Raw genomic sequence first — 22,940 nt, forward strand, 5'->3', positions numbered from 1 at the left:
GGTCGGGCGGTCCGCGCGGGTCGTTTCGAGGGTAGGGGTAGCCGGGGTGGGGCGCCGAACGGATGGCGGTCCTCACCCCCGCCACATGGCGGGGGTCGGAATCCGCTACCCGGTTCACGCAATTCTCAGGCAGGGTGGGGAACCATGGAGTTGGCTGCCCTTTGTCGGCCTGCTCCATTCAGTGGGCGCCCGGTCGAGGTGAGGGCCGCCGGTCAGTCCGTCGGGCCCCCTGCGGGCACCCGTCGCCGGGCCGTGTGCGGATGCGCCCCACCATCTGATCGTTTGGAATTGAGCTGTGTCGTCCACTGTGAAGTCGGAGCCTTCCGCCACGTCCACCGGGCCCCGGCCCGTCGGCGTGCTCGACCGCTGGCGCCCGCGGGCCGCCGCCGTCTCCGTGTGGTACCTCCGGCTGCTGGCGCTGCTGAACGTGGCGACGGTGCTGCTGGTGCCGTGGGGGAACCAGGTCAACGAGCACAACGAGGGTGAGTACTTCACCCCGTACCTGATGACCTCGGGCCTGGCCAGCGCGGTGCTGGCGGTCTTCCTGGCCATCGCGATGCGGCGGCGCAAGCGGGCCGCCTGGATCTTCAACGCGGCCTTGGCCAGCCTGTTCGCGCTGCTGTACCTGCTGGCCATGGTGACGCCCGGCGAGCGGTTCAGGGACCACCCGCTCAACTACATCTCCACCGTGCTGACCTGCCTGTTCGTCCTGGCGCTGGCCATCGGGCGGAAGGACTTCACGTCCAAGGGCGACCGCTCCAACCCGAAGACCGCGGCGGCCACCTTCGTCGGCGGGCTGCTGTTCGGCGGGGTCGTCGGCGCGCTCCTGGTCTGGGCGACCAACGGGCTCGGCGGCGCGGGCTTCTGGGACCTCTTCCGCTACTCCGTCGGCCGGATGATCACGATCAACCCCTCGGAGCACCTGCGCTCGGTGATCTCCTCGCCGACCTGGGTCAACGCGGCGATCAACGCGATGGGCGCGGTGCTCTTCCTGCTGGTGTTCTACGTGGCCTTCCGCAGCCCGCGCGGCAAGGAACTGCTGAACCCCGAGGACGAGGCGAAGCTGCGCTCGCTGCTGGACAAGCAGGGCGAGCGGGACTCGCTCGGCTACTTCGCGCTGCGCCGGGACAAGGCGGTGATCTTCTCCCCCAGCGGCAAGGCGGCGGTGACCTACCGGGTGATCGGCGGGGTCTCGCTGGCCTCGGGCGACCCGATCGGCGACCCGGAGGCCTGGCCGGGCGCGATCGACTCCTGGCTGGCCGAGGCCCGCGAGCACGCCTGGGCGCCGGCCGTGATGGGCGCCTCCGAGGAGGCGGGCGTGATCTACGCCCGGCACGGGCTGGACGCGCTGGAGCTGGGCGACGAGGCGATCGTCGAGCTGGACGAGTTCTCGTTGGACGGCCGGGCGATGCGGGTGGTCCGCCAGGCGTACAACCGGGTCAAGCGGGCCGGGTACACGGTGCGGATCCGCCGGCACGAGGACATCCCCGAGTGCGAGATGGCCGAGCTGGTGGCCAAGGCCGACCAGTGGCGCGACGGGGCGACCGAGCGCGGCTTCTCGATGGCGCTCGGCCGGCTCGGCGACCCGGGCGACGGCCGCTGCGTGATGCTGGAGTGCCACGACGGCGACGGCGAGCTCAAGGCGCTGCTGAGCTTCGTCCCGTGGGGCTCGGACGGGCTCTCGCTGGACCTGATGCGCCGGGCCCGGGACACCGAGAACGGCCTGATGGAGTTCATGGTCATCGAGCTGCTGCAGCGTGCCGAGGAGGTCGGGCTGAAGCGGGTGTCGCTGAACTTCGCGATGTTCCGCTCGGTCTTCGAGCGCGGGTCGCGGCTCGGCGCCGGACCGGTGCTGCGGTTGTGGCGTTCCGTCCTGGGCTTCTTCTCGCGCTGGTGGCAGATCGAGTCGCTGTACCGCGCGAACGCCAAGTACCGGCCGATCTGGGAGCCCCGCTACCTGCTGTTCGAGAAGAGCAGCGAGATCCCGCGGATCGGCATCGCCAGCGCGCGGGCCGAGGGCTTCATCGTCGCGCCGAGCCTGCCCGCCCTGTTCCACCGCCGGCACTCCGGGGCCGCCGTGGTGGCGCCCCGGCTCCCGGTCGCGGCGCGGGACGGGAAGGGGTAGCCCTCCGCCGGGGGGCGGAGGGGACCGGGAGGTCGGATAGGGGGTGAGGTCAGGGATATCCCTCCCCCCAGAGGATGACCCTGATCCGCATCTATGCCGATGTGGATTTGTTAAGAGGCTTCTAATGTGGGAGTGGCTCAGAAAGTTCGGGGATTCGGGAGTAACGGTTGTGATGGACAGGACCCACGCGGGGGGCGTGCGGGAGGGGTCGCTGGCACTGGTCAGATCGGCCGCTGTCGCCGAGTGGGGGACGTTGTACGCGACGGTGCGGGACGCGGTGGCGCGCAAGAAGTTCGCCGCCGTTCCGATGGCCACGGCGGCGACGTTTCTGATCCTCCTGTTCAGCATCACCCAGCACCTTCCGGGCGGTGAGCACTTCGTCAACCGCATCGGGGTGGTGAAGGCGGCGCTGCCGCTGGACGTCTCGCTGCTGCGGACCCCGCTCTCGCTGTACGTGCCGGCGCTGGACCTGCCGGTCTGGGGCGCGCTGGCCCAGGTGTTCGTGGTCTTCGGCGTCGCCGAGATCGTGCTCGGCCGGCGGATGACCCTGGTGGTGGCCTACACCTGCACCCTGGCGGGCACGCTGTTCGCCCGGATCGGCGTGGCGCTCGGCCCGGGCCACCTGTTCGGCTTCCCGAAGTGGGTCGCCTACGTGCGGGACACCGGGCCGTCGGCCGCGGTGGTGGCGCTGGCGATCTGCATCGCGTTCCGCTGCCGGGCCTGGTTCACCGCCGGCCTGGTGGTGGTCATGATGGTCGGCGAGGCGGTCGTGCTGCCGAACCTCGCCGGGCTGGAGCACGTGGTCGCGGTGATCACCGCGCTGCTGCTCGCCGTCTCGGTCGAGGTGTTCGGGGACTTCTGGCCGCGGGTGCTGGCCGGGGTCGGGGCCGCCACCTCGGTGGCCGCGGCCGCGTCGCTGGAGGTCGCGGTGGAGGCCCGGCGGCGCCCGGCGGGCGCGCTCGTCCCCTGACCCACGCACCGTCTGACGGCCGTCGGGCAGCCGGCCGTCAGGCGTGCGGCAGGGGGAGTTCGAACCAGACCACCTTGCCGACCGCCTTGCGGGCGGTGCCCCAGCGTTCGGCGAGCTTGGTCACCAGGGTGAGGCCGCGGCCGGTCTCGCCCAACTGCTCGGCCGGCTCCAGCGACGGCAGGTTGTGGTTGTCGTCGCTGACCTCCACCAGCAGCTTGTCCACCCGGATCAGCTGGAGCCGGACGCGGTCCCGGGCCACCCGGACGGCGTTCGTGACCAGCTCGCTGACCAGCAGCTCGGTGATGTCGCTCAGCGCCTCCAGGTGCCAGCCGGCCAGCTGCTCGCGGACCAGCGAACGGGCCCGGCGCACCTCTCGGTGGTCCACCCTGAGGTCCCAGGTCGCCACCTCGGACGGGGCGACCCCGTCGAAGCGGGCCACCAGCAGGGCGACGTCGTCCTTCCGGTCGTCCGAGTGCAGCCGCTTGAGCACCACGTCGCAGGCCTGCTCGGGGCTCTGCAGCGGGTCGATCAGATTGCCGCAGAGCGCGGCCAGGCCCGCTCCTATGTCGCCGCCCCGGACCTCGACCAGGCCGTCGGTGCACAGCACCAGCATCGAGCCGTCCGAGACGTCGATGGTCTTGGCGACGAACGGCACCCCGCCGACCCCGATCGGCGCGCCGGCCGGGATCTCCAGCAGTTCGCCGGAGCCGTCCGGGTGCACCAGCACCGGCGGGACGTGGCCGGCGCTGGCCAGCTCGCAGGTCCGGTTGATCGGGTCGTAGACCGCGTACAGGCAGGTGGCGAGGTGGTCGTCGCCGAGCTTGTGGGCCAGGTTGTCCAGGTGCCGCAGCAGCTGGCCGGGCGGCAGGTCGAGCGCGGCGAGGGTCTGCATGGCCGTCCGGAAGCGGCCCATCGCGGCCGCCGAGTGCAGGCCGTGGCCCATCACGTCGCCGACCACCAGGGCGACCCGGCTGCCGGGCAGCTGGATCGCGTCGAACCAGTCGCCGCCGACCTCGGCCTTGGGGTCGCCCGGCAGGTAGCGGTGGGCGATCTGGACGCCGGGGATCTGCGGCGGGCGGGTCGGGATCATCGAGCGCTGGAGGGTGGTGGCCACCCTGGCCTCGGCGCGGTGCAGCCGGGCGTTGTCCAGGGAGAGCGCGGCGCGGACGGCCAGCTCCTTGAGCGTGGCGGCGTCGCTCTCGTCGAAGGGGGCGCGGTCCGGCAGCCGGAGCAGCTTGAGGATGCCCAGCACGGTGCCCCGGGCGGACAGCGGCACCACCAGCATCGAGCGGCCGGAGACCACCGGGGCCAGCCGGGCCCCGCCGAGCGCGATCGCGTAGTCGACCGCGACGTCCGCGCTGATCACCGGGACCAGGACCGGCTGGTTCAGCTGCAGGGCCATCCCCGGCGGGGTGCGGCGCGGCATGCTGACCAGCGAGCCCTCGGACAGCACGTGGTCCCAGGCGCCGCCGGTCTCGTTGTAGACCAGGGCGACCCGGCGGAGCATGGTGTCGTCGTCCGGGCGGGCGGCCGGCAGCTCGGATTCGGAGATCAGCCCGTCCACCAGGTCCACGCAGGCGAAGTCGGCGACCCGGGGGACCAGCACCTGGCAGAGCTCGTGCGCGGTGAAGCCGAGGTCCAGGGTGGTGCCGACCTTGCCGCCGACCTCGTTCAGCAGCGCCAGCTGCTCGCCGGCCTGCCCGTTGGTCAGGAACGGGCTCAGCCGCCCGGACTGGGCGCCCTCGGCGCCGGTGGGGGCGGCAGGGGTCCGGTCGGTGCGGCGGGGCGGACGGCCGCCGGCGGACGGTTCGGCGGCGGCGGGCTCGATGGCGGCTCCTCCTCCGGTCGGGGACGGGGCGGTCGGGGCCGGGACCGCCGGGGCCGGGGCGGTCAGGGCCGGGCTGGTCGGTGGGACGCCTGCCGGGGCGCCTGCGGCGCCGGACGGCTGGGCGGCCGCGGACCGCTCGGCGGTCTCGCGCTGGGCCGGCAGCGGGCCGGGCGGCCGACCCCGGACCGTCCGGGCCGGGGGCGCGGACTGCTCGGGCTGCGGTGGCGGGCCGACCCGGGCGGCGCGCTGCTGGGCGGTCGGGTAGCGGCGGCCGAGTCCGGCGGCGGCGTGCGCGGCGGCGGCCTGCGGGTCGGCGGGCAGGACCGGCAGCACGGTGGCCGGGTCCAGCCGCAGGGCGGGCAGACCGGCCTGGTCCAGCACGTCGAGCAGCAGCGCCCGGCGCGCGGCCGAACCCGCCGGCAGCAGCCCGGCCAGCCGGTCGGCCGACAGCGGACCGGCGCCCAGTCGGCCGGGCGGGGTCAGGGCCGCGCCCAGCCGGTGGAAGCCGCCCCGGGCGGGCGGGGCGGCGGCGAACGGCAGCAGCCGCTCGCCGAGGGCGAGCCGGGGGCCGGCGGTGCGCAGCGGCCGGGCGTCGGCGGCGAGGGCGAGCAGGCCGCCGAACGGGTCGGGCAGCGGCCAGGCCCACCAGAGCACGTCGCGCAGGTGCTCCTCACGGTCGATGACGGCCAGCTGGCCGGCCCAGGGGCGCCCGTCGGCGGTCAGCGCGGCCAGGGTGTCCAGGGCGTCGCGGCGGCGGCGCACGACGGACCCGGCGGCCTGGCCGGGGGCGGCGAGCGGTTCCACGGCGGGCAGCAGTCCGCTGGCCGGCCGGTCGTGGGCGACTTCGGCGCGGTGCCCGAACAGTTCCTCGGCGGCCCGGCTCCACTGGGCGATCCGTCCGGCCCGGTCGACCAGGACGAGGGCGAGCCGGACCATGGCGGCCACGCCGGTCGGGTGGTCACCCGGTACGGCCTCGGCGTCCGCCGGACGCGGTGTGGAGTTGGACTCGGCCACCATGGATTCGGTCTGCTCCCGCCTGGCCGCCACGCCTGGAGGCGGCCGTCTCTCCGGAGGAAGGCACGCTGTGCGGAAACCCGGGGCGCGTCTTGTGGATCGTGCCGGGCTTGAGGGCGTGTCTGAACGAGTCCGCCGGGCGCCCGACGCCGCGTGCTGATCCGACGCGAATCATCAGACACGCCCTAGCGAAGCACGGACCGGCCCGGGCGTGATAGCGAAACGGGGAGATTCCTCAGGATCGGTTGCGTGCCGTGCGGCGCGCGCCGGTTCGCACTCCCCGTTGCCCCGGACGGGGCTTTCGCGCGCGAGGGTAGGGTGGCAGGCCGGGCCACCCCGCGAGGCGGCTCCGCAGGGACGCAGCCGGCCGGACGAGACAGAGGCGAGAAGTGACCGCGCAGAGCCCCGTCCGCTGGACGGACCCGCAGCAGCAGGAGCTGGAGGAGCGGGTCGCCGCCGCCGAACTCGCCTGGCTCAGCATGGACGTCGACGTGCAGACGCTGCGGGTCGAGATCGACAACTTCGCGCTGATCCACCATCAGCTGCTGGGCCCGCTCTACGCCCGGCTGGACGAGCTGGAGGCGCTGGTCGCCGAGGCGGTCGCGGCCAGGACCGGGCACCCCGAGGACCTCCGCCGGGCCGCCGAGGCCCGCCGACAGGTCGACGAACTGCCCGACCTGGACGCGCTGTTCGACTCCGTCCGGGAGCAGGAGGCGGCCCCGCCGCCGCCCGCCGCGCCGGCCCGGGTGCGCCCCGGGCGGGACGCCCAGCGGATCTACCGCGAGCTGGTCCGCCGGGCCCACCCCGACCTCAGCACCGACCCGGCCGAGCAGCAGCGCCGGGCCGCGTTCCTGGCCCGGGTGAACGAGGCCTACGCGGTCGGCGACGCCGCCGCGCTGGAGGGCCTGTCCGCCGAGTGGTCCACCGCGCCCGAGGCCGCGCCCGGCACCGACTCCCCCGACCGGCTGGAGTGGCTGCGCCGCCGGCTGGAGTGGCTGACCGGCAAGATCACCGAGACCGCCACCGAGCAGGTCCGGCTGGAACAGACCCCGATGGGCCAGCTGCTCGCGCTGGCCCCGCAGGACCCGGACCGGCTGCTGGAGCAGCTCGCCGAGGAACTGCTCGCCAAGGCCGCCGCCCAGCAGGCCGAGCTGGAGCGGCTGCTCGGCGCCCCGGCCGCGGCGGGCGACGGCCACCGGCAGCCGGTGGGCGACAATGGCACCGACCCGACCCAGCCCCAGGAGAGCCACACGATGTTCGCGCAGATCCCCTCCACCACCGCCGCCGCAGTGCCCGCCGACGCCGTCCTGCTGGACGTGCGCGAGCAGGACGAGTGGGACGCCGGCCACGTGGACGGCGCGCTGCACATCCCGCTCGGCGAGGTGATCGCCCGGATCGGCGAACTGCCGGACGGGAAGCTGTACGTGCTCTGCCGGGTCGGCGGCCGCTCCGCGCAGGTCGTCCAGTACCTGGTGCAGCAGGGCCGGGACGCGGTGAACGTGGACGGCGGCATGTACGCCTGGGAGGGCGCGGGCCGTCCGATGGTGAGCAGCACCGACCAGGACGCCTTCGTCCTGTAGGCCGGTGGGCCTGTTGGCTTCGTAGCCCCGTGGCCCCGTCCGGCACCGTCGTGTTCGCCCGGTAGGGCAGGATGGGCGCGCGACCGCGCCGGGACGGGACCCGGGCGGCGCGCCGACCGGGCCGGGGAGGCCATGACGGAGACGACGGACCGCCCGGCCGCCGGACGGGTCTGGTCGACGCCCGCGCAGCTCGTGCTCGGCCTGACCGCGGCGGTGCTGGTGGTCGGCACCGGGCTCTTCCTCGCGGCGGTGTTCCTGCACGTCGCGCCGGCCAACTCGCTGTCCCGGCAGTACCGGAACGAGGTCGACGGCCTGGTGTACCCGGAGTTCGAACAGAACTGGCGGCTGTTCGCGCCGAATCCGCTGCAGCAGAACGTCAACCTGGACGCCCGGGTGCGCACCGCCGCCGCCGACGGCACCACCCGCACCCGCGACTGGACCGGGCTGACCGCGCAGGACCTCGCCGCGATCCGGCACAACCCCGCCCCCAGCCACGTCGACCAGAACCTGCTGCGCCGGGCCTGGGACTTCTACGACGGCTCGCACAACCCGCAGGACGAGGCGCTGACCAACACCCGCGGCAGGCTCGCCGAGCAGTACCTCAAGCGGATCGCCCTGCAGCGGATCGGCCGGGAGGTGGACGGCGAGCGGGTCCTGGAGATCGAGTTCCGGGCCACCGCGGTGACCGTCCCGCCGCCGTCCTGGAGCGGTGAGACCGCGCCACCGGCGCCGAAGGTGCGGGAGCTGCCCTGGTGGCCGGTGGACGACGAGGACTACCGGGAGCTCGGGTGAGCGAGGTGTCGCCGGAGGCCTCGCCCGAGCTCTCGCCGCCGCCTGAGCCGCGGTGGTCGGAGGGCATCCCGCGCCAGGCCGGGCAACCGCCCGTCGCCGCCCGGCCCGATCCGGCGCCGCGCGGGCCCGGCCCGGCCGACCTGGCCGCCCGGGCGATGGCGGCCTTCACCGGGCGCGCGCTGGGCCGCCACCAGGCCGCCGTGGTACGGATCGGCTTCGGGCTGGTCTGGCTCGCCTACCTGCTGCGCGAGTGGCCCAACCGGCGGGTGCTGTACGGGGACCGGTCGCCCTGGTCGATGGACCTGGCCGAGCGGCTGCTGACCGACAACGGGGCGTTCACCGTGCTGCCGTGGTTCGGCGGTCGGCCCTGGTTCGAGCTGGTCTACCACCTGGCGGTGCTGGCCGCCGTCGCGGTGGTGCTGGGCTGGCGGACCAGGGCGAGCGCGGTGCTGTTCCTGGTCACCGTGCTGTCGCTGCAGAACCGCGACGTCTTCCTCGGCGACGGCGGCGACAACGTCGTCCACCTGATGGCGGTCTACCTGGTCTTCACCCGCTGCGCCGAGGTGTGGTCGCTGGACTCCCGGCGGGCCCGGCCGGGGCGGGCCGGGGTGGTGCTCTGGGTGCTGCTCGGCGCCGCCCTGGCGGTCTGCCAGTTCGGCGGCTTCTCCGGTGAGAGCCTCACCTGGACGGCCCGGACCTTCCCGTACGCCGGCTGGGCGCCGTTGTTCTGGGGGCTCTGGGCGGTGGCCGGGCTCTGGTGGGCGCTCGGGCGGCTGCGGCCGGACGGCGAACCGCGCGCGGTGCTCGACGCGCTGGCGAACATGGTGCACAACTGCGCGATGCTGGTGATCGCCGCCGAGGTGGTGCTGATCTACGCGACGGCCGGCTGGTACAAGGTGCAGGGCTCGCGCTGGCAGGACGGCACCGCGCTGTACTACCCGTTGCACCTGGACTACTTCACGCCCTGGCCGTGGCTGTCGGGGCTGGTCGGCTCGGCGCTGCTGCCGGTCTTCCTGATCTCGTACGGCACGGTGGTCGTGCAGGTCGCGTTCCCGTTCACGCTGCTCAACCGGCGGGTCAAGAACGTGCTGCTGGCCGTGCTGCTGGCCGAACACCTGGGGATCGCGCTGCTGCTCGGGCTGCCGGTGTTCTCGCTCGCGATGATCGCGGCGGACGCGGTGTTCCTGCCGACCGGCGCGCTGCTCTGGGCGGCGGCGCGGCTGCGGCGGATCCGGCGGTCACGAGCGCCGGTCGCGGAAGGCGTGCCCTAGGCTGACCCGTATGTCCTGGTTCGCCGCCCTTCGCGACACCGCGCGGACCGGACTCACCCTCGACCGGGCGCTCACCGACCCCAAGCGGGCCCTGCGCGGGGCCGTCGCGGTGGCGTTGGTGCTCTTCCCCACCCTCGCGCTCGGCGGGGTCGCGCTCGCCACCTCGGCCGCAATGGGCGCCTTCATCGCCGGCACGGCCACCTTCCAGCGCAGCTTCCGGCCCCGGGCCAGCCTCGCCGTCGCGGCCGGGGCCGGGCTCGGGATCAGCACCTTCCTCGGCTATCTGGCGGCCGGGGTGCCCGGGTTGTTCCCGGTGCTGCTCGCGGTGTGGGCCTTCGGCGCCGGGCTCGCCTGGGCGGTCGGGCCGACCGCCGGGGTGGTCGCGACCAACACCGTCTCGGTGATGCTGATCGTCGTCCAGCTCCCGGTCAGCGCGACCGCCGCGCTCGGACACGGGCTGGTCGCCGCCCTCGGCGGGGTCGTCCAAGCCGTCGTCATCACCCTGTGGCCGATCGGGAGCTGGAGCGCCCAGCGGGACGCCCTCGCCGACACCTACGCGGAACTCGCCGACTACGCGCGCAGGTTGAGACAGGATCCGACCGCGCACGTCGACCCGGAGCCGTTCATGACGGCCCGGCACGCCGCCGCCCTGACCCCCTGGCAGGACCGCCACCGGCCGGCCGAACTGCGCGGCCTGCGCGGCCTCGCCGAGCGCATCCGGCCCACCCTGGCGGCGCTCGCCGATCCCAAGGTGGGCGCCCCGGAGGAGGGGCCCGAACGCGACCGGGCCCGTGAGGTGCTGGCGGCCGCCGCCGAGGTCATGGACGCCCTGGCCCGGGCCGTCCGCACCGGCGACCCCGTCCGGCTGCCCCGCTCGGCGCCCACGCTCACCCTGGTCCCGCCGGACGAGGGGCCGCGGTTGCAGGGGGCGGCCCGGCGGTCGGCCCGCCGGCTGGGCGGGCTGCTGCGCAAGGCCGCGGACACGCTGGAGCGGGGCGACGCGGACACCATCACCACGCCCGTGATCGGCGCGGGCGGGGCGCTGCACAGGCCGTCGATCCTCCGGATGCTGCCGGTCGCGCTGCGGACGGTGCGCCGGCAGCTGCGGCCGCGCTCGGCGATCTTCCAGCACGCCGTCCGGCTCGCCGGAGTGGTCACCGTCGCCTACCTGCTGGCCCGGCTGATCGGCTTCCACCACGGCTACTGGGCGCCGATGACCGCCGCGATGGTGATGCGGCCGGACTTCGCCCAGACCTACAGCCGGGGTGTCGCCCGGCTGGCCGGGACGGTCGTCGGGGTCGCCGTCTCGACGCTGGTGGTGCAGCTCACGCACCCCGGGGAGTGGGTGCTGGCCGCGCTGGCCGTGCTGTGCATCGGCGGGTCGTACCTCGCGTTCCGGACGGGGTACGCGCTGACGACGGTCGGGATCTCGACGTACGTGGTGTTCCTGCTCGGGCTCCAGGCCGGGAACCCGCTCACGACGGCCTTCGAACGGGTCGGGCTCACCCTGCTCGGCGGGTCGGTGGCGCTGGTGACGTACGCGCTCTTCCCGACCTGGCAGACCGCCCGGCTCGGGGAGCGGCTGGCCGAGTGGCTCGCCGCCGCCGGGCGGTACGCGGCCGCGGTGGTCGCCTGCTACGAGGACCCGGCCGCGCCGCGCGGGCGGGCGGTGCGGACCGCGCTGCTGGACTCCCGGGAGGCCCGCTCGGAACTGCTCCAGGCCATGCAGCGCGCCGACGCCGAACCGGGCCGGCACGCCTCCGGACTGCCCGGGGTGTCCCGGCGCCAGGTCGACCGGGCCCGGGCGGCCGTCGGGCACCTCGGACGGGTCGCCGTCCTGCTGGAGGCGCACCTGCCGGCCGCCGACGCCGACCCGGTGCCGGGGACGGCGGAGTACGCGGAGGAGCTGCGGCTGGCCACCGCGCTCGCGGGGGCGGCGCTGCTCACCGGGCAGCCGGTGGAGTTCGGCGCCGTGCGGGAGGCGCAGGCGCGGCTGGAGGAACGGCTGGCGCAGGCGCCGGCGGGGGTGCAGCGGGACGTGGTGCGGGCGGGGACGCGGCTGCTGGGGCAGGCGTTGAAGGACCTGGAGCGGGCGCTGCGGGGGCGGGAGGACGTGCGGGGGCCGCAGTAGGCGACGTTCGCCCCTCCTGGAAGGGCGAACGTCGGGGGGCGAACGTCCGGGGGGGCGAACGTCGCCGGGGCGTCAGGCGGCGCGGGCCGCGGCCTCCAGCCAGTTGGCGAACTCGCAGGCGAAGTGCCACTGGTGACCGGTGCCCAGGAGGGCGGGGGCGGCCTCGGGGAACTGGACGGTGAGACGGATCCGCAGGCCGTCCGGGGTGTCGGCGAACTCGTGCATCACCCGCAGCACCTCGGTGCCGTCGGCGAGGGTCCCGGTGCCGCCGATGCGGACCGGGAAGGCCTGGTGGCCGGGCCCGGCGATCGGGACGTCGTCGTGGAAGCGCAGGAAGAAGCGGGCCGGGCCGGTGCCGAGGGTCTCGATGATCTCGACCCGTTCGCCGGTGGAGTCGGCCAGGTAGTGCTCGGGGTTGGCGGCGAGCAGGGCGTCCCGGTCGGGGGCGTGCAGGCGGCCCTGCCACCAGGTGAGGAAGCGGTCGGCGTCGATGCCGGTGGCGGTGAGCTCGGTGACGGCGGTGCTCCACCGGCCGCCGGAGGCGTGGGCCCAGGCGGCCAGGGCGGTGTCGGCGGCGGTGGTGTCGGGGGTGAGCAGTTCGCGCGTCCGGTCGTCGCCGAGGCGCTGCTTGAGCAGGCGCAGGGCGGTGCGGGCGCGGTCGAGCTCCCAGGCGAGGACGGCCTCGCGCGGGTGGCTGGTGCCGTCGATGTCGGTGTGGACGGTGAGCGCGGTGGTGGTCACGGCGTCACTCCTCGGCTCCTCAACGATGCGGAGAGATTTTCTCCGCTTCAGTGGACGCTAGCATAGGGGGAGAGAATTTCTCCGGTTAGGGAGTTGCCGATGAGGGCCGACGCGGAACGCAGCCGGCGCAGGATCCTGGACGCCGCCTGCGAGGTGTTCCTGGAACGGGGCCCGGACGCCCCGCTGGACGCCGTGGTCCGGCGGGCCGGGGTCGGCCCGGCCACCCTCTACCGGCGCTTCCCCGACCGGGAGGCCCTGGTCCGCGCCCTGGTCACCGACCTGCTGGCCCGGCTCGCCGAGGCCGCCGCGCAGGCCCGCCGCGACGAGACCGACCCGTACCGGGCGCTGCGCCGCTTCGTGCACGCCGCCGCCGACCTGCGGATGGGCGCGGCGATCGTGGTGCTGCTGGAGCGGCTGGTGGTGGACGAGGACCTGGTCGCCGTCCGCCGCGACGCCGTCACCGCCGTCGAGGCGCTGCTGCGCGCCGCCCAGGACGCCGGGCGGCTGCGGGCCGACGTGGGGATGGGCGACCTGGTGCTGCTCTGCGTCCGGGTGTCCCGCCCGCTGCCGGGCGCGCTGGCCGCGCTCGACGCGGACGGCTCGCTGGTCCACCGGCACCTCGACCTCGCGCTCGCCGGGCTCGCCGCCGATCCGGACGGCCCGACCGGGCGGCCGCTCGGCTTCGACGAGGTGATCGCCGCCGCCGGCCGCCCCGGTGAGCCCGGTCCGGGCGGGGCGGCCTCAGGTGGGGTGGCCCTGGATCAGGTGGCCCTGGATCGGACGGCTTCGGACGAGGTGGCAGAGTGAACGCCATGAACGCCGTGAACGCCATGGACGACGAGGTGCTGCGGGCGTGGCGGGCGGCGGAGCGGGAGCCGGGGGCCGTCCTGCTGGACGGGTTCCACCCGCTGAAGCACGCGCTGCGCTTCGGCGGGGACGTCCGGCGGGTGCTGACCGCCGACCGGGCGGCGCTGCTGGCCCTGGCCGGGGAGCTGGCGCCGGACGTCGCGCCGGCGCTGGACGCGCTGGCGGTGGAACTGCCCGAGGAACGGCTGCGGACGCTGGCACCCCGGCTGCACCCGACCGGGGTGGTCGCGCTGGCCGCGCGGCCGTCCGTCGGGGCGAACCTGACGGCCCTGGCCCGGCGCCCGCGCCCGGCCCCGGTGGTGCTGCTGGAGAACCCGCGCAACCTGGGCAACGTCGGGGCGGTGATCCGGCTGGCGGCCGGCTTCGGCGCCACCGGCGTGGTGACCACCGGCGATCTGGACCCCTGGCACCCGACCGTGCTGCGCGGTAGCGCGGGCCTGCACTTCGCCACCGCGGTGGAGCGGCTGGCCCTGCCGGAGCTGCCCGCCGGGCCGCTGTACGTGCTGGACCCGGAGGGCGCGGACATCCGGACGCTGCCGTTCCCGGACGACGCGCTGCTCGCCTTCGGCACCGAGCGGCACGGCGTCTCGGCGGAGCTCAAGGCGCGGGCGGACCACCTGGTCTCGGTGCCGATGCAGCCGGGGGTGTCCAGCTTCAACCTGGCCACCAGCGTGGCGATGGGCCTCTTCCACTGGATGTCGTCGAAGCCTCAGGGGTGAGGCGTGGCGCCCGCCGGGGCGGGCACCACGCCGTCGGCGCGCGTCAGGCGAAGAGCCGGCGCCAGGTGTCCGGGCCGGGGTAGCCGTCGGCCTCGGCGCCGCGCCAGCCCTGGGCCTGCTGGAAGGCCTGGACGGCCCGCCGGTCGCTCTCGCTCCAGCGCGGGCCGGGGCCGACGCTGTACGAGCCGCCGAAGCCCTTGCGCACCAGTTGCTCGCCCAGCAGGCGGACCTGGTCGTTGTTCTGACCCGGGCCGAAGTACTGCCGGCCGGGGAAGGCGGGCGCTCCGGTGCCGGGCCGGACCGGCGGCGGCGGTAGCGGGGTGGTGCCGGCGTCGATGGCGCGGCCCTTGCCGTTGACCAGGTAGTCCCAGGTGTCCTTGCCGGGGATGCCGTCGGCCTCGGCGCCGCGCCAGCCCTGGGCCTCCTGGAATGCCTGGGTGGCCCGCCGGTCGGCCTCGCCCCAGCGCGGGTCGGGCCCCTCGGAGTAGAACCGGGCGCCGCCGCGCTGCACCAGCAGCCGGCCGAGCTCCGTGACGTACGCGTTGTTCGCGCCGGGGCCGAACTTGTCCGCGCCCGGGAAGGCGGTGGCCGGGGCGCCGTCGTTGCTGCCGCCGGACAGGCCGGTGTAGCGGTACGGGACGTAGGCGCCGGAGTTGTTCCAGTAGGCGTACGGGGTGTCGCGCTTCTTGGTGCTGGGGGAGGTCTGCTCGTAGGCGAGGTAACGGGTGCGGGAGGAGTCCGTCCAGCCGCCGAAGATCGTCACGTGCGACCCGGACTGCGGGCTGGCCGGGTTGTTGTAGATCAGCACGTCGCCGGGCTGGAGGTCGTCCTTGCCGATCCGCTCGGCGAAGTTCGGCAGGGTCCAGGTGGTCTGGCTGCTGCCGAGTCCCCAGGCCATCGAGACGAAGCCGGAGCAGTCCTGGCGGTAGCCGTCCGACCAGTAGCTGCCCATGCCGTACGGCACCTGCTGGTCGACCCAGCCCTGGGCGCGCTGGATGACCTGCGCCCGGGTGGGCGGTTGGGCGGCGGCGCGCGGGGCGGCGAAGGCGCGGGCGCCGGGTGCCTGTCCGTAGAGGCCGCTGACCTCGCCCTGCGGGGTCTGCGGGGGCTGGGCGGTGCTGCTGCCGCCCGGGGTGGGGCCGGGGGTGGGGGCGGCGGTGGCGTGTCCGGCGGCGGCCGTCCCGCCGCCCACCGCGGTGCCGACGGCGGCCATCAGCACGGCGGCCCGGCGGCGGATGCTGCGGGCCGCGGCGTGCCCGCCCTCGTGCACCGGTGCGGCGTGCCGCCGGGCGCGGCGGCGGGCGCTGCAGCCCCCGCATATGCAGTCCTCGTCCGGTTCGACCTCGTCGAACTCCAGCAGCGGGGACAGGTGGTCGGTAAGGGTCATGCTCCGCCTCTTTCCTGCGGTCTTCCTGGTCGACGCCTGACGGCGTGACAGGACTGGCCTTCCCGGGCCGGCCCCGCGTGTTATCGGGACCAAAGTCCCAAAGCGGGCGGAAGGTGGCACGGCGGATTGCGCCGGACGGGTGACAGCCGTTCGGCGGTCCGGGCGTGGCGGGGTCGAGGAGGAGGCGGTAGTGCCGGGAAGGGGCCTGGCGGTCGGTCAGGCGTGGCGGGGGTGCGCGGGCCGGTTCGAGGACGGCGGGGGCGGTTGGGCGCCGGGGCGGCCGGATGCCGGGGACGACTGGACGCCGGGGCGGCTACTGCCACTCCCAGCGGATGCCGACGTGCCCGGGCTGCTGGTCCGGGGCGAGCACGTGGGCACTCGCGGAGGCGCCGATCCAGAGCTGCTCGCGGCGGTGGTCGACGTCCGCGCCCGGCTCGCGGTCGTAGCGCTCGCAGTGCGCCGGGACGGCCGCCGGGTCGAAGTGCACCTGGAGCACGTACTCGCGCACCGGGGTGGCGAAGCGGCGGCTGTACTCCAGCGTCGGGCCGCCCGGCGGGATCTCCACCTCGTACTCGAAGACCGTGCTGTCGCCGAGCGCCAGCGGGCGGTCCAGCATCAGCTCGCCGACGGTCAGGCCGGCCTCCGGACGGCGCCGGACCCGGCCCAGCCGGCCGTGCCGCACCGAGGTGATCTCCGGGCAGCCGGTCGCCTCCTCGTCGGCCTTGTGCACGACCAGGCAGCGGCCCACGCCGCCGACGGTGGCGCGCACCACCTGGCGCATCCGCAGCAGGTTGCCGCGCCGCTCGGCGTCCACGTAGTACGAGTCGTGGATGCTCAGCCGCTCCAGTTCGCCCTGCGGCGGGGCGTCCAGCTCGGCGAAGATGTCCGCGATCTGCCGTTCGCCCGGCCAGACGTCCTCCAGGCCGAGGTGGCAGGTGTTCGCGACGGCGGCCCAGCGGCCGCGCGGGCGGGGCGGGCCGAGCAGCGAGGTGAGCGCGCTGTGCGGCAGCCCGAGCAGTTCCTCCAGCAGGTGGACGGCCCGCAGCGAGCTGGCCCGTTCGGGCTGGCTGCGCCCACGCCGCCAGTAACTCAGCGTCGTGACGCTAACTCTGACGCCACGTTGGGTGAGGGCGGCTCTGATCCGGTCCAGGCTGAGGCCGCTGGCCTCGATGGCCAGGTGCAGGGTGTCCGCGAAGCCGCCCGGGGCGGTGGCCCGCCCGGCGTGCGCCGGTGCCGGGGGCGGTGCGGGTACGGACGGGCCGGGGCGCTCCGGGCGCAGTCCGACCAGCCGGAGTCGCGCGGAGTCCTGAGGCTGCTGTGCGGCCATGCGGTGACCCTCCCCGCCAGGTGAGTTCGGAGGGGCCTGGCCGGCGCCGAGGCTCGCCGCCGACGGCTTCACCGAGCTTTGGGGAACCCTATGCACGGTCGAGAGGCTACGTCATCAGTCGTGCGTACGACAGGGGTCACGGCAGGTGAACCGAAGGGTTAGTGATCTTGAAACAGTTCGGAAACACACGTCCTCGCCGCCCGCCCGCCCGTGCCGCCTGCCGCGCCGGGCGGACGCACACCGCCGGGGCGGGCCCTGTCGGCGCCGCCCCGGCGGGGGTCAGGTGGTGCTACCCGCTGGTGGTCAGTTGACGTTCAGCGCGACGTCGTCGATCACGAAACTGGTCTGGTTGGAGCCGTCCTCGGTGCCGGTGAACTTGATGGTCACGCTCTTGCCGGCGAAGGAGGAGAGGTCCAGGGTGCGCTTCACGTAGCCGGCGGCGGCGTTGACGTTGGAGTACGTCGCCAGCGTGGTGCCGTTGGCCTGGACGGTCAGCTTGTCGTACGCGGTGGTGCCGGTCTCCGCGGTGTCGATGTGCAGCCAGAAGGTGAGGCTGGCGGACTTGCAGCCGGCCGGTACCGAGACGGTCTGCGACAGGGTGTCGGTGTGGGCGCTGCCGTAGCCGTCCAGCCAGGCCTTCCAGCTGCCCGAGTGGGCCGCCTGCGAGGAGCTGTTGTCGATCACGCCGCTGGAGGTGGTCCACGGGGCGGCGGTGCCGGTCTCGAAGCCGCCGTTGCCGATCAGCTGGGCCGCGGTGCAGCCGCCGGTGGGCGGGGTGGTGGAGCCGCCGCCGAGCAGGGCGGTGGTCAGGCCGTCGGCGATCGGGGTGCCCCAGCCGGTGACCTGGTCGTAGCCCGTCCCGGCCGGGTAGTCCTGGTTGGAGCCGCTGGTCACGTCGTGGAAGGCGCCGGAGTAGTTGCTGCTGTTCGCGACCGCGTACAGCTTCGGGCTCGCCTCGCCCAGGACCGGCTGGCCGGCGGCCTTGGCCTTCTGGTTGAACTGGGCCGCGTAGCCGGCCCACAGCGGCGCGGCCGCGCTGGTGCCGCCGTAGACCTGCCAGGAGCCGGCCGTGTAGATGGCGAAGCCGCTCGCCGGGTCGGCGTTGGAGGAGACGTCCGGGACGGTGCGCATGGTGCCGGTTCCGGTGCCGGTGCCGGTCTGCCAGGTCGGCTTGCCGAACACGGTGGAGACGCCGCCGCCGGCGCCGCTCCAGGCGCTCTCCGAGGAGTACGAGGTGCCGGACACCTGGAGGTTGGTGCCGCCGACGCCGGTCTGGTGCGGGCTGGACGCCGGGAAGTCGACCGCCTTGACCGACGAGCCGCTGGTGGAGCGGGTGCAGTCGCGGGAGCCGTCGTCACCGGAGGCGGAGAAGATCGAGATGCCCTGGGCGGCGGCCTGCTTGAAGGCGTTGTCCACGGCCGTCATCGAGGCGGCGGTGGTGTCCGGCTCGCAGGAGCCCCACGAGATCGAGATGACCGAGACCTGGTTGTCGGCCACGATCTTGTTGGCCATGTCGATCTCGCCCTGGTCGCTGTTGGGCGCCTCGTAGACCAGCTGGGTCGCCTTCGGCGCCGCGCCGCGGACGATCTCGCTGTCCAGCTCGACCTCGCCCTGGCCCCCGCCGGGGGCGGAGTCGTAGTTGGCGCCGTCCACCGAGACCGTGGAGACGGCCGGGCCGGACAGGCCGTACTGCGAGTCGTAGGTGGTCAGGTTGGAGGACGAGTAGCCGTCGAACTCCCAGAGGGCGACCGTGGTGCCGGTGCCGTCGGCGCCGGTCTTGTTCAGGTTGTAGGCGCCGTCGTACTGCGACGGGCCGAAGCCGCTCGGGGTCGAGGAGGCCGTGTGCGGGGTGACGGAGTTCGGCTTGGCCAGGCGGTTCTTGCGGACCGCGTGGTTGTCCAGGCCGCTCACGCCCTGGACCACGTCGGCCAGGTCGGCCGGGACGGAGGCGGCGGCGTCGTTGGCGAAGAAGGCGCGCTGCAGCTGCGGGTCGACGTAGGAGCTCTCGTGGGTGCCGAAGGCCTGCGAGATCTGCGCGTTGGTGCCGTGGGCGCTGACCACCTGGCGGTTGGCGCTCACCTCGGTGACGGTCAGGCCCTGGGCGGCCAGGTAGGTCTTGACCTGGTCGACGGCGGCCTGGGTCGGCCCGAACCGGGCGGTGAACTGCTCCGGCGTCAGGTACTTGCCGAACTCGGGGGTGCCGGGGGTGGCGACCGCGGTGAGGAAGCGGTCCAGGGCGGTGGTGTCACGCAGCTTCAGGCTGACGGCCACCGAGATCTGCTGCTCGGCCGGGACGTCGCCCTTCTTCTCCGAGTGGGCCACCGCCGGGTTGACGGTGTTCGGGAGCGCGACACGGGGAGCGGGGGCGGCCTGCGCGGTGGAGACACCGAGCGAGACGGCGGTCAGCGGCAGCACGGCTATCGCCGCGGCGAGGGCAAGGGAGCGGGGGCGCAACGGATCCTCCTCTGGCCGGCTGTGGGGGCCGGCAAGGGGCCAGAGCGTTCCGGAGTCGAAAACGCTGGCTAGAACATGACAGAACCAGTGGGCAAAGTGGCTCATGGTCAAGCAATTCGTTGCTAAAAAACAGTCAACTGTGGACACCCGGAATGCGGGGATTCCATACAGTGAATGGTCCGGATTCCGGAACCGGCCCCTACCGGTGCGGGGCGGAAGGGACGGACGTGGAACCGGGTGGGGCCGCGCGGGAAGCATGACCGGCGTGGGCCGAAAGGCGACGCGCGGGAATCGGGCTCAGGCGGCGCGGAACTGTGTGAAAGGCCGGGCCCGAAAACCGGTCTGACAGCCGGTCCGGCGGGTGCGCGGGGAGGCCGCGCACCCGCCGGCGGGGGTCAGGGGGTGCCGAGCCAGGCGGTGAGGGCGGTGCGGAGCTCGCCCTGGCCGGGGTCGACGGCGCCCCAGGCGGCGTAGCCGTCCGGGCGGATCAGCAGGACGGTGTCGCGCAGCTTGCCGTGCGGGTCGGCCGGGGCGGCGGCGACCATGCGGTCCGCCCAGGGCTCGGCGGCGGCCAGCTCGTCGTTGCTGACCAGGACGAACTTCCCCTCGCGCAGCGCCTCGTAGAGCCGCTCGGGGGCGGCCGGGGCGCCCTCGACGGGCTTGCGCAGCGCCGTCAGCCGCAGGTCCGGGACGCGCTTGCCGACCTGCGGGTGGGCGTCCTTCGGGGCCGGGTAGGAGATGTCGATGCCGGAGACCATCCGGGCGCCGCGCTCGGTGACCAGGTCGAGGTGGCCGCCGAGCGTGGTGAGCGCCCCGCGCAGTGCGCGGGTGGGGGCGGACTCGGCGAGGGCGAGCCGGATCAGCGCGCCGGAGGTGCGCAGCACCGTCCGGCCGACCGGGTGCCGTTCGCTCTGGTAGGTGTCGAGCAGGGCGTCGGTGGCGCGGCCCTGAAGGGTGGCGGCGAGCTTCCAGGACAGGTTGGCGGCGTCCTGGAGGCCGGTGTTCATGCCCTGGCCGCCGGCCGGGGAGTGGCAGTGCGCCGCGTCGCCGGCCAGGAAGACCCGGCCGGAGCGGTAGTTGGGGGCCTGGCGCTCGTCGCTGTGGAAGGTGGAGCTCCAGCGGACGTCGTGCAGGCCGTAGTCCTCGCCGAGGGTGGTCCGGGCGATGGCGGCCAGGCGTTCCGGCGAGGGGGTGGTGCCGTCCGGCTGCCGCTCCTTGCGGTCCCAGGCGATCAGCCGGTACCAGCCGTCGCCGAAGGGGGCGAGGAAGGAGAAGCCGGTCTCGTTGGCGCCGACGGTGATGGTGTCGGCGGGCTCGCGCTCCAGCCGGACGTCGGCGAGCATCACCGAGTCGACCACGGACTCGCCGGGGAACGGGATGCCGAGCAGGTCGCGCACGGTGGAGCGGACGCCGTCGGTGCCGACCGCGTACCGGGCGGTGAAGCTGTTCCCGTCGCGGGTCTCCAGGGTGACGCCCTCGGCGTCCTGGCGCAGGGCGGTGACCTCGGCGCCGCGCAGGACGGTCGCGCCGGCCCGCTCGGCGCGGTCCTGGAGCAGCCGTTCGACGTGGTACTGCGGCGTGATCAGGACGAACGGGAAGCGGGTGGGCAGCGAACTCAGGTCGATGCCGAAACGGTCGAACATCCTCAGGCCGGTGACCGGGCGGCCGGTGGCGATGAGGTCGTCGGCGAGGCCGCGGGCGTCCAGGAACTCCAGCGTGCGGGCGTGCACGGCGAAGGCCCGGGTCAGGTTGGACTCGGCGCCGCGCTTCTCCAGGACGGTGACGCCGACCCCGGCCGCGGCGAGGTCGCCGGCCAGTAGCAGCCCGGTCGGTCCGGCACCGACGATCAGGATGTCGGTGGCGGTCGTCGGCTTCGCGGTCATGTGTCAGCTCCCGGTGTTCGGAGGGCGGTTGGACGCCGTGTCCGGCGTTCTCCCAGACTCCATCATCCCGGGCCCGCGGGGAGCTGTGAACCGCCGGGCCCCGGCGGTGGGTGACCGCCGGGGCCCGGAGCGGATCGGACGGCGCTCAGCCGTGCCGGCGGACCTCCACGGTGCGGAACCGGTTGGCGACGAACGCGCCGTCGCAGTAGGCGGAGTTGGCGGCCGGGTTGGCGCCGGTGCCGTGCAGGTCGGAGAAGGCGGCGGTCTGGTTGGGGTAGACGCCGCCGGTCAGGTTGAGCGAGAGCGAGACGCCGGCGTCGAGCGCGGCCGCCACCAGCAGGCCCTCCACCTCGGGCGAGGTGGTGTAGGCGGAGGCCGTCATGGCGCCCTTGTCGCGGACGGTGGTGCGCAGCAGCTCGACGGCGGCGGGGGTGGACTCGACGGCGACGGCGAAGGAGACCGGGCCGAAGCACTCGGTGCGGAAGACCGCGCGGTCGTCCGGCTTGTCGGCGTCCAGCTTGACCAGCGCGGGGGTGCGGACGGTCGCGCCGGGGAAGTCCGGCGAGGTCACCGCGCGCGGGGCGAGGGCGAGCTCGCCGTACTCGCCGCCGGCCGCGGCGGCCGAGCGCTGCAGCACGCCCGGGTTGACCACGGCGCCGAGGATGGCGGCGGCGCGGGCGTCGTCGGAGAGCAGGCCGTCGATGGCGGCGGCGAGGTCGGCGACGACCTGGTCGTAGGACTTGTCGCCCTGGTCGGTGGCGATGCCGCCGCGCGGGATCAGCAGGTTCTGCGGGGTGGTGCACATCTGGCCGCTGTAGAGCGAGAGGGCGAAGGCCAGGTTGCCGAGCATGCCCTTGTAGTCGTCGGTGGAGTCGATGACGACCGCGTTGACGCCGGCCTTCTCGGTGTACACCTCGGCCTGCTTGGCGTGCTCCTCCAGCCAGTCGCCGAAGGCGGTGGAGCCGGTGTAGTCGATCAGCCGGATCTCGGGGCGGACGGCGAGGGCCTGGGCGACGGTACCGCCCTCGTGCTCGACGGCCAGGCAGACCAGGTTGGGGTCGTAGCCGGCCTCGGCGAGCACCTCGCGGGCGGTCCGGACGGTCAGCGCGAGCGGCAGCACGGCGCGCGGGTGCGGTTTGACCAGCACCGGGTTGCCGGTGGCCAGCGAGGCGAACAGGCCGGGGTAGCCGTTCCAGGTGGGGAAGGTGTTGCAGCCGACCAGCAGCGCGAGGCCGCGCGGGACGACGGTGAACTCCTTGGTCATCACCAGCGGTTCGCGCTTGCCCTGGGGCTTGGTCCAGCCGGCCCGGCGGGGCAGCCGGGTCTGCTCGGCGTAGGCGTAGGCGACCGCCTCCAGGCCGCGGTCCTGGGCGTGCGGGCCGCCGGCCTGGAAGGCCATGCCGTAGGCCTGGCCGGTGGTGTGCATGACGGCCTGGCCGAACTCGTGGGAGCGGGCGTTGATCCGGTGCAGGATCTCCAGGCAGACGGCGGCGCGCTCCAGCGGGGTGGCGGCGGCCCAGCCGGGCCGGGCGGCGCTCAGCGCGGCGATCAGCGCGTCCGGCTCGGCGTGCGGGTAGCCGATGCCCAGCTCGATGCCGTACGGGGAGGCCTCGCCGCCGACCAGGTCGCCGTCGGCGGGGTGGCCGTCGAGGGTGAACGGCTGGCCGAGCAGGGCGTCGAAGGCGGCCTTGCCGTCCGCCGGGCCGCTCTCGCCGTACGCCTTCGGGAACTCGGGGTAGGGCGACCAGTAGTCGCGCTTGGCGGCGGCGTCGAGGGCGGCGTCCAGGGTGGCCTGGTGGCGCTCGACCAGTTCGCCGACGAGGGGGTGGGTGACCGCTGCGGACATCTGTG

General features: G+C 74.5%; 15 protein-coding genes. 8 read left to right on the forward strand and 7 right to left on the reverse strand.

Translation table 11 applies throughout. From position 1 onward, the window contains the following. The first annotated feature begins 355 nt into the window (after positions 1–355). A complete protein-coding gene (locus ABT015_RS04795) occupies positions 356–2,125 on the forward strand; it encodes a phosphatidylglycerol lysyltransferase domain-containing protein (RefSeq protein ID WP_350876948.1) in 1,770 nt (589 codons plus the stop codon). Between the two features lie 172 nt (positions 2,126–2,297). After that, positions 2,298–3,095: a hypothetical protein gene (locus tag ABT015_RS04800; protein ID WP_350876782.1), complete on the forward strand. Its 798-nt coding sequence runs from the start codon at positions 2,298–2,300 to the stop codon at positions 3,093–3,095. A gap of 37 nt (positions 3,096–3,132) precedes the next feature. Here ABT015_RS04800 and ABT015_RS04805 read toward each other — a convergent pair whose 3' ends face one another. Continuing rightward, positions 3,133–5,940, reverse strand: coding sequence for a SpoIIE family protein phosphatase (locus tag ABT015_RS04805; RefSeq protein ID WP_350876784.1), 2,808 nt, complete (start codon positions 5,938–5,940; stop codon positions 3,133–3,135). Between the two features lie 386 nt (positions 5,941–6,326). On the opposite strand from ABT015_RS04805, the gene ABT015_RS04810 reads away from it, so the two are divergent. From ABT015_RS04810 to ABT015_RS04825, 4 genes are all read left to right on the forward strand, one after another. Further along, positions 6,327–7,517 (forward strand): rhodanese-like domain-containing protein, encoded by a 1,191-nt coding sequence (locus ABT015_RS04810; protein ID WP_350876786.1) that lies wholly within the window; start codon positions 6,327–6,329, stop codon positions 7,515–7,517. 132 nt (positions 7,518–7,649) lie between these two features. After that, a complete protein-coding gene (locus ABT015_RS04815; protein ID WP_350876788.1) occupies positions 7,650–8,309 on the forward strand; it encodes a DUF5819 family protein in 660 nt (219 codons plus the stop codon). Further along, positions 8,306–9,580, forward strand: coding sequence for an HTTM domain-containing protein (locus ABT015_RS04820; protein WP_502897263.1), 1,275 nt, complete (start codon positions 8,306–8,308; stop codon positions 9,578–9,580). The genes ABT015_RS04815 and ABT015_RS04820 overlap by 4 nt, the downstream gene beginning before the upstream one ends. A 10-nt stretch (positions 9,581–9,590) precedes the next feature. After that, positions 9,591–11,711 (forward strand): FUSC family protein, encoded by a 2,121-nt coding sequence (locus ABT015_RS04825; protein ID WP_350876791.1) that lies wholly within the window; start codon positions 9,591–9,593, stop codon positions 11,709–11,711. A gap of 72 nt (positions 11,712–11,783) precedes the next feature. Here the strand turns inward: ABT015_RS04825 and ABT015_RS04830 are convergent, their stop codons facing one another. After that, on the reverse strand, positions 11,784–12,452 hold the full coding sequence (locus ABT015_RS04830) for a hypothetical protein (protein ID WP_063348437.1): 669 nt from the start codon (positions 12,450–12,452) through the stop codon (positions 11,784–11,786). Positions 12,453–12,551: 99 nt separating this feature from the next. On the opposite strand from ABT015_RS04830, the gene ABT015_RS04835 reads away from it, so the two are divergent. Both ABT015_RS04835 and ABT015_RS04840 read left to right on the forward strand, forming a co-directional pair. Next, positions 12,552–13,259, forward strand: coding sequence for a TetR/AcrR family transcriptional regulator (locus ABT015_RS04835; RefSeq protein ID WP_350876793.1), 708 nt, complete (start codon positions 12,552–12,554; stop codon positions 13,257–13,259). 23 nt (positions 13,260–13,282) lie between these two features. Beyond that, positions 13,283–14,038: a TrmH family RNA methyltransferase gene (locus ABT015_RS04840; protein ID WP_350876952.1), complete on the forward strand. Its 756-nt coding sequence runs from the start codon at positions 13,283–13,285 to the stop codon at positions 14,036–14,038. A 43-nt stretch (positions 14,039–14,081) separates the two neighbouring features. Here the strand turns inward: ABT015_RS04840 and ABT015_RS04845 are convergent, their stop codons facing one another. From ABT015_RS04845 to paaN, 5 genes are all read right to left on the reverse strand, one after another. Then, the gene (locus ABT015_RS04845; protein ID WP_350876795.1) at positions 14,082–15,425 is read right to left on the reverse strand and encodes a peptidoglycan-binding protein; all 1,344 of its coding nucleotides are present in this window, start codon (positions 15,423–15,425) and stop codon (positions 14,082–14,084) included. A gap of 313 nt (positions 15,426–15,738) precedes the next feature. Beyond that, entirely contained in the window at positions 15,739–16,752 is a 1,014-nt protein-coding gene (locus ABT015_RS04850) for an XRE family transcriptional regulator (RefSeq protein WP_350876797.1), read from the reverse strand. A gap of 303 nt (positions 16,753–17,055) precedes the next feature. Then, positions 17,056–19,206: a protease pro-enzyme activation domain-containing protein gene (locus ABT015_RS04855; protein WP_350876799.1), complete on the reverse strand. Its 2,151-nt coding sequence runs from the start codon at positions 19,204–19,206 to the stop codon at positions 17,056–17,058. A gap of 395 nt (positions 19,207–19,601) precedes the next feature. Continuing rightward, positions 19,602–21,089 carry an FAD-dependent monooxygenase gene (locus ABT015_RS04860; RefSeq protein WP_350876801.1) on the reverse strand — a complete coding sequence of 496 codons (1,488 nt, stop codon included), beginning with the start codon at positions 21,087–21,089 and terminating at the stop codon, positions 19,602–19,604. A 145-nt stretch (positions 21,090–21,234) separates the two neighbouring features. Next, positions 21,235–22,935, reverse strand: a complete 1,701-nt coding sequence (gene paaN, locus ABT015_RS04865; protein WP_350876803.1) for a phenylacetic acid degradation protein PaaN — start codon at positions 22,933–22,935, stop codon at positions 21,235–21,237. Positions 22,936–22,940: the final 5 nt, after the last annotated feature.

Origin of the sequence: Kitasatospora sp. NPDC094016 (assembly GCF_040304045.1) — a bacterium.
GTDB lineage: Bacteria > Actinomycetota > Actinomycetes > Streptomycetales > Streptomycetaceae > Kitasatospora.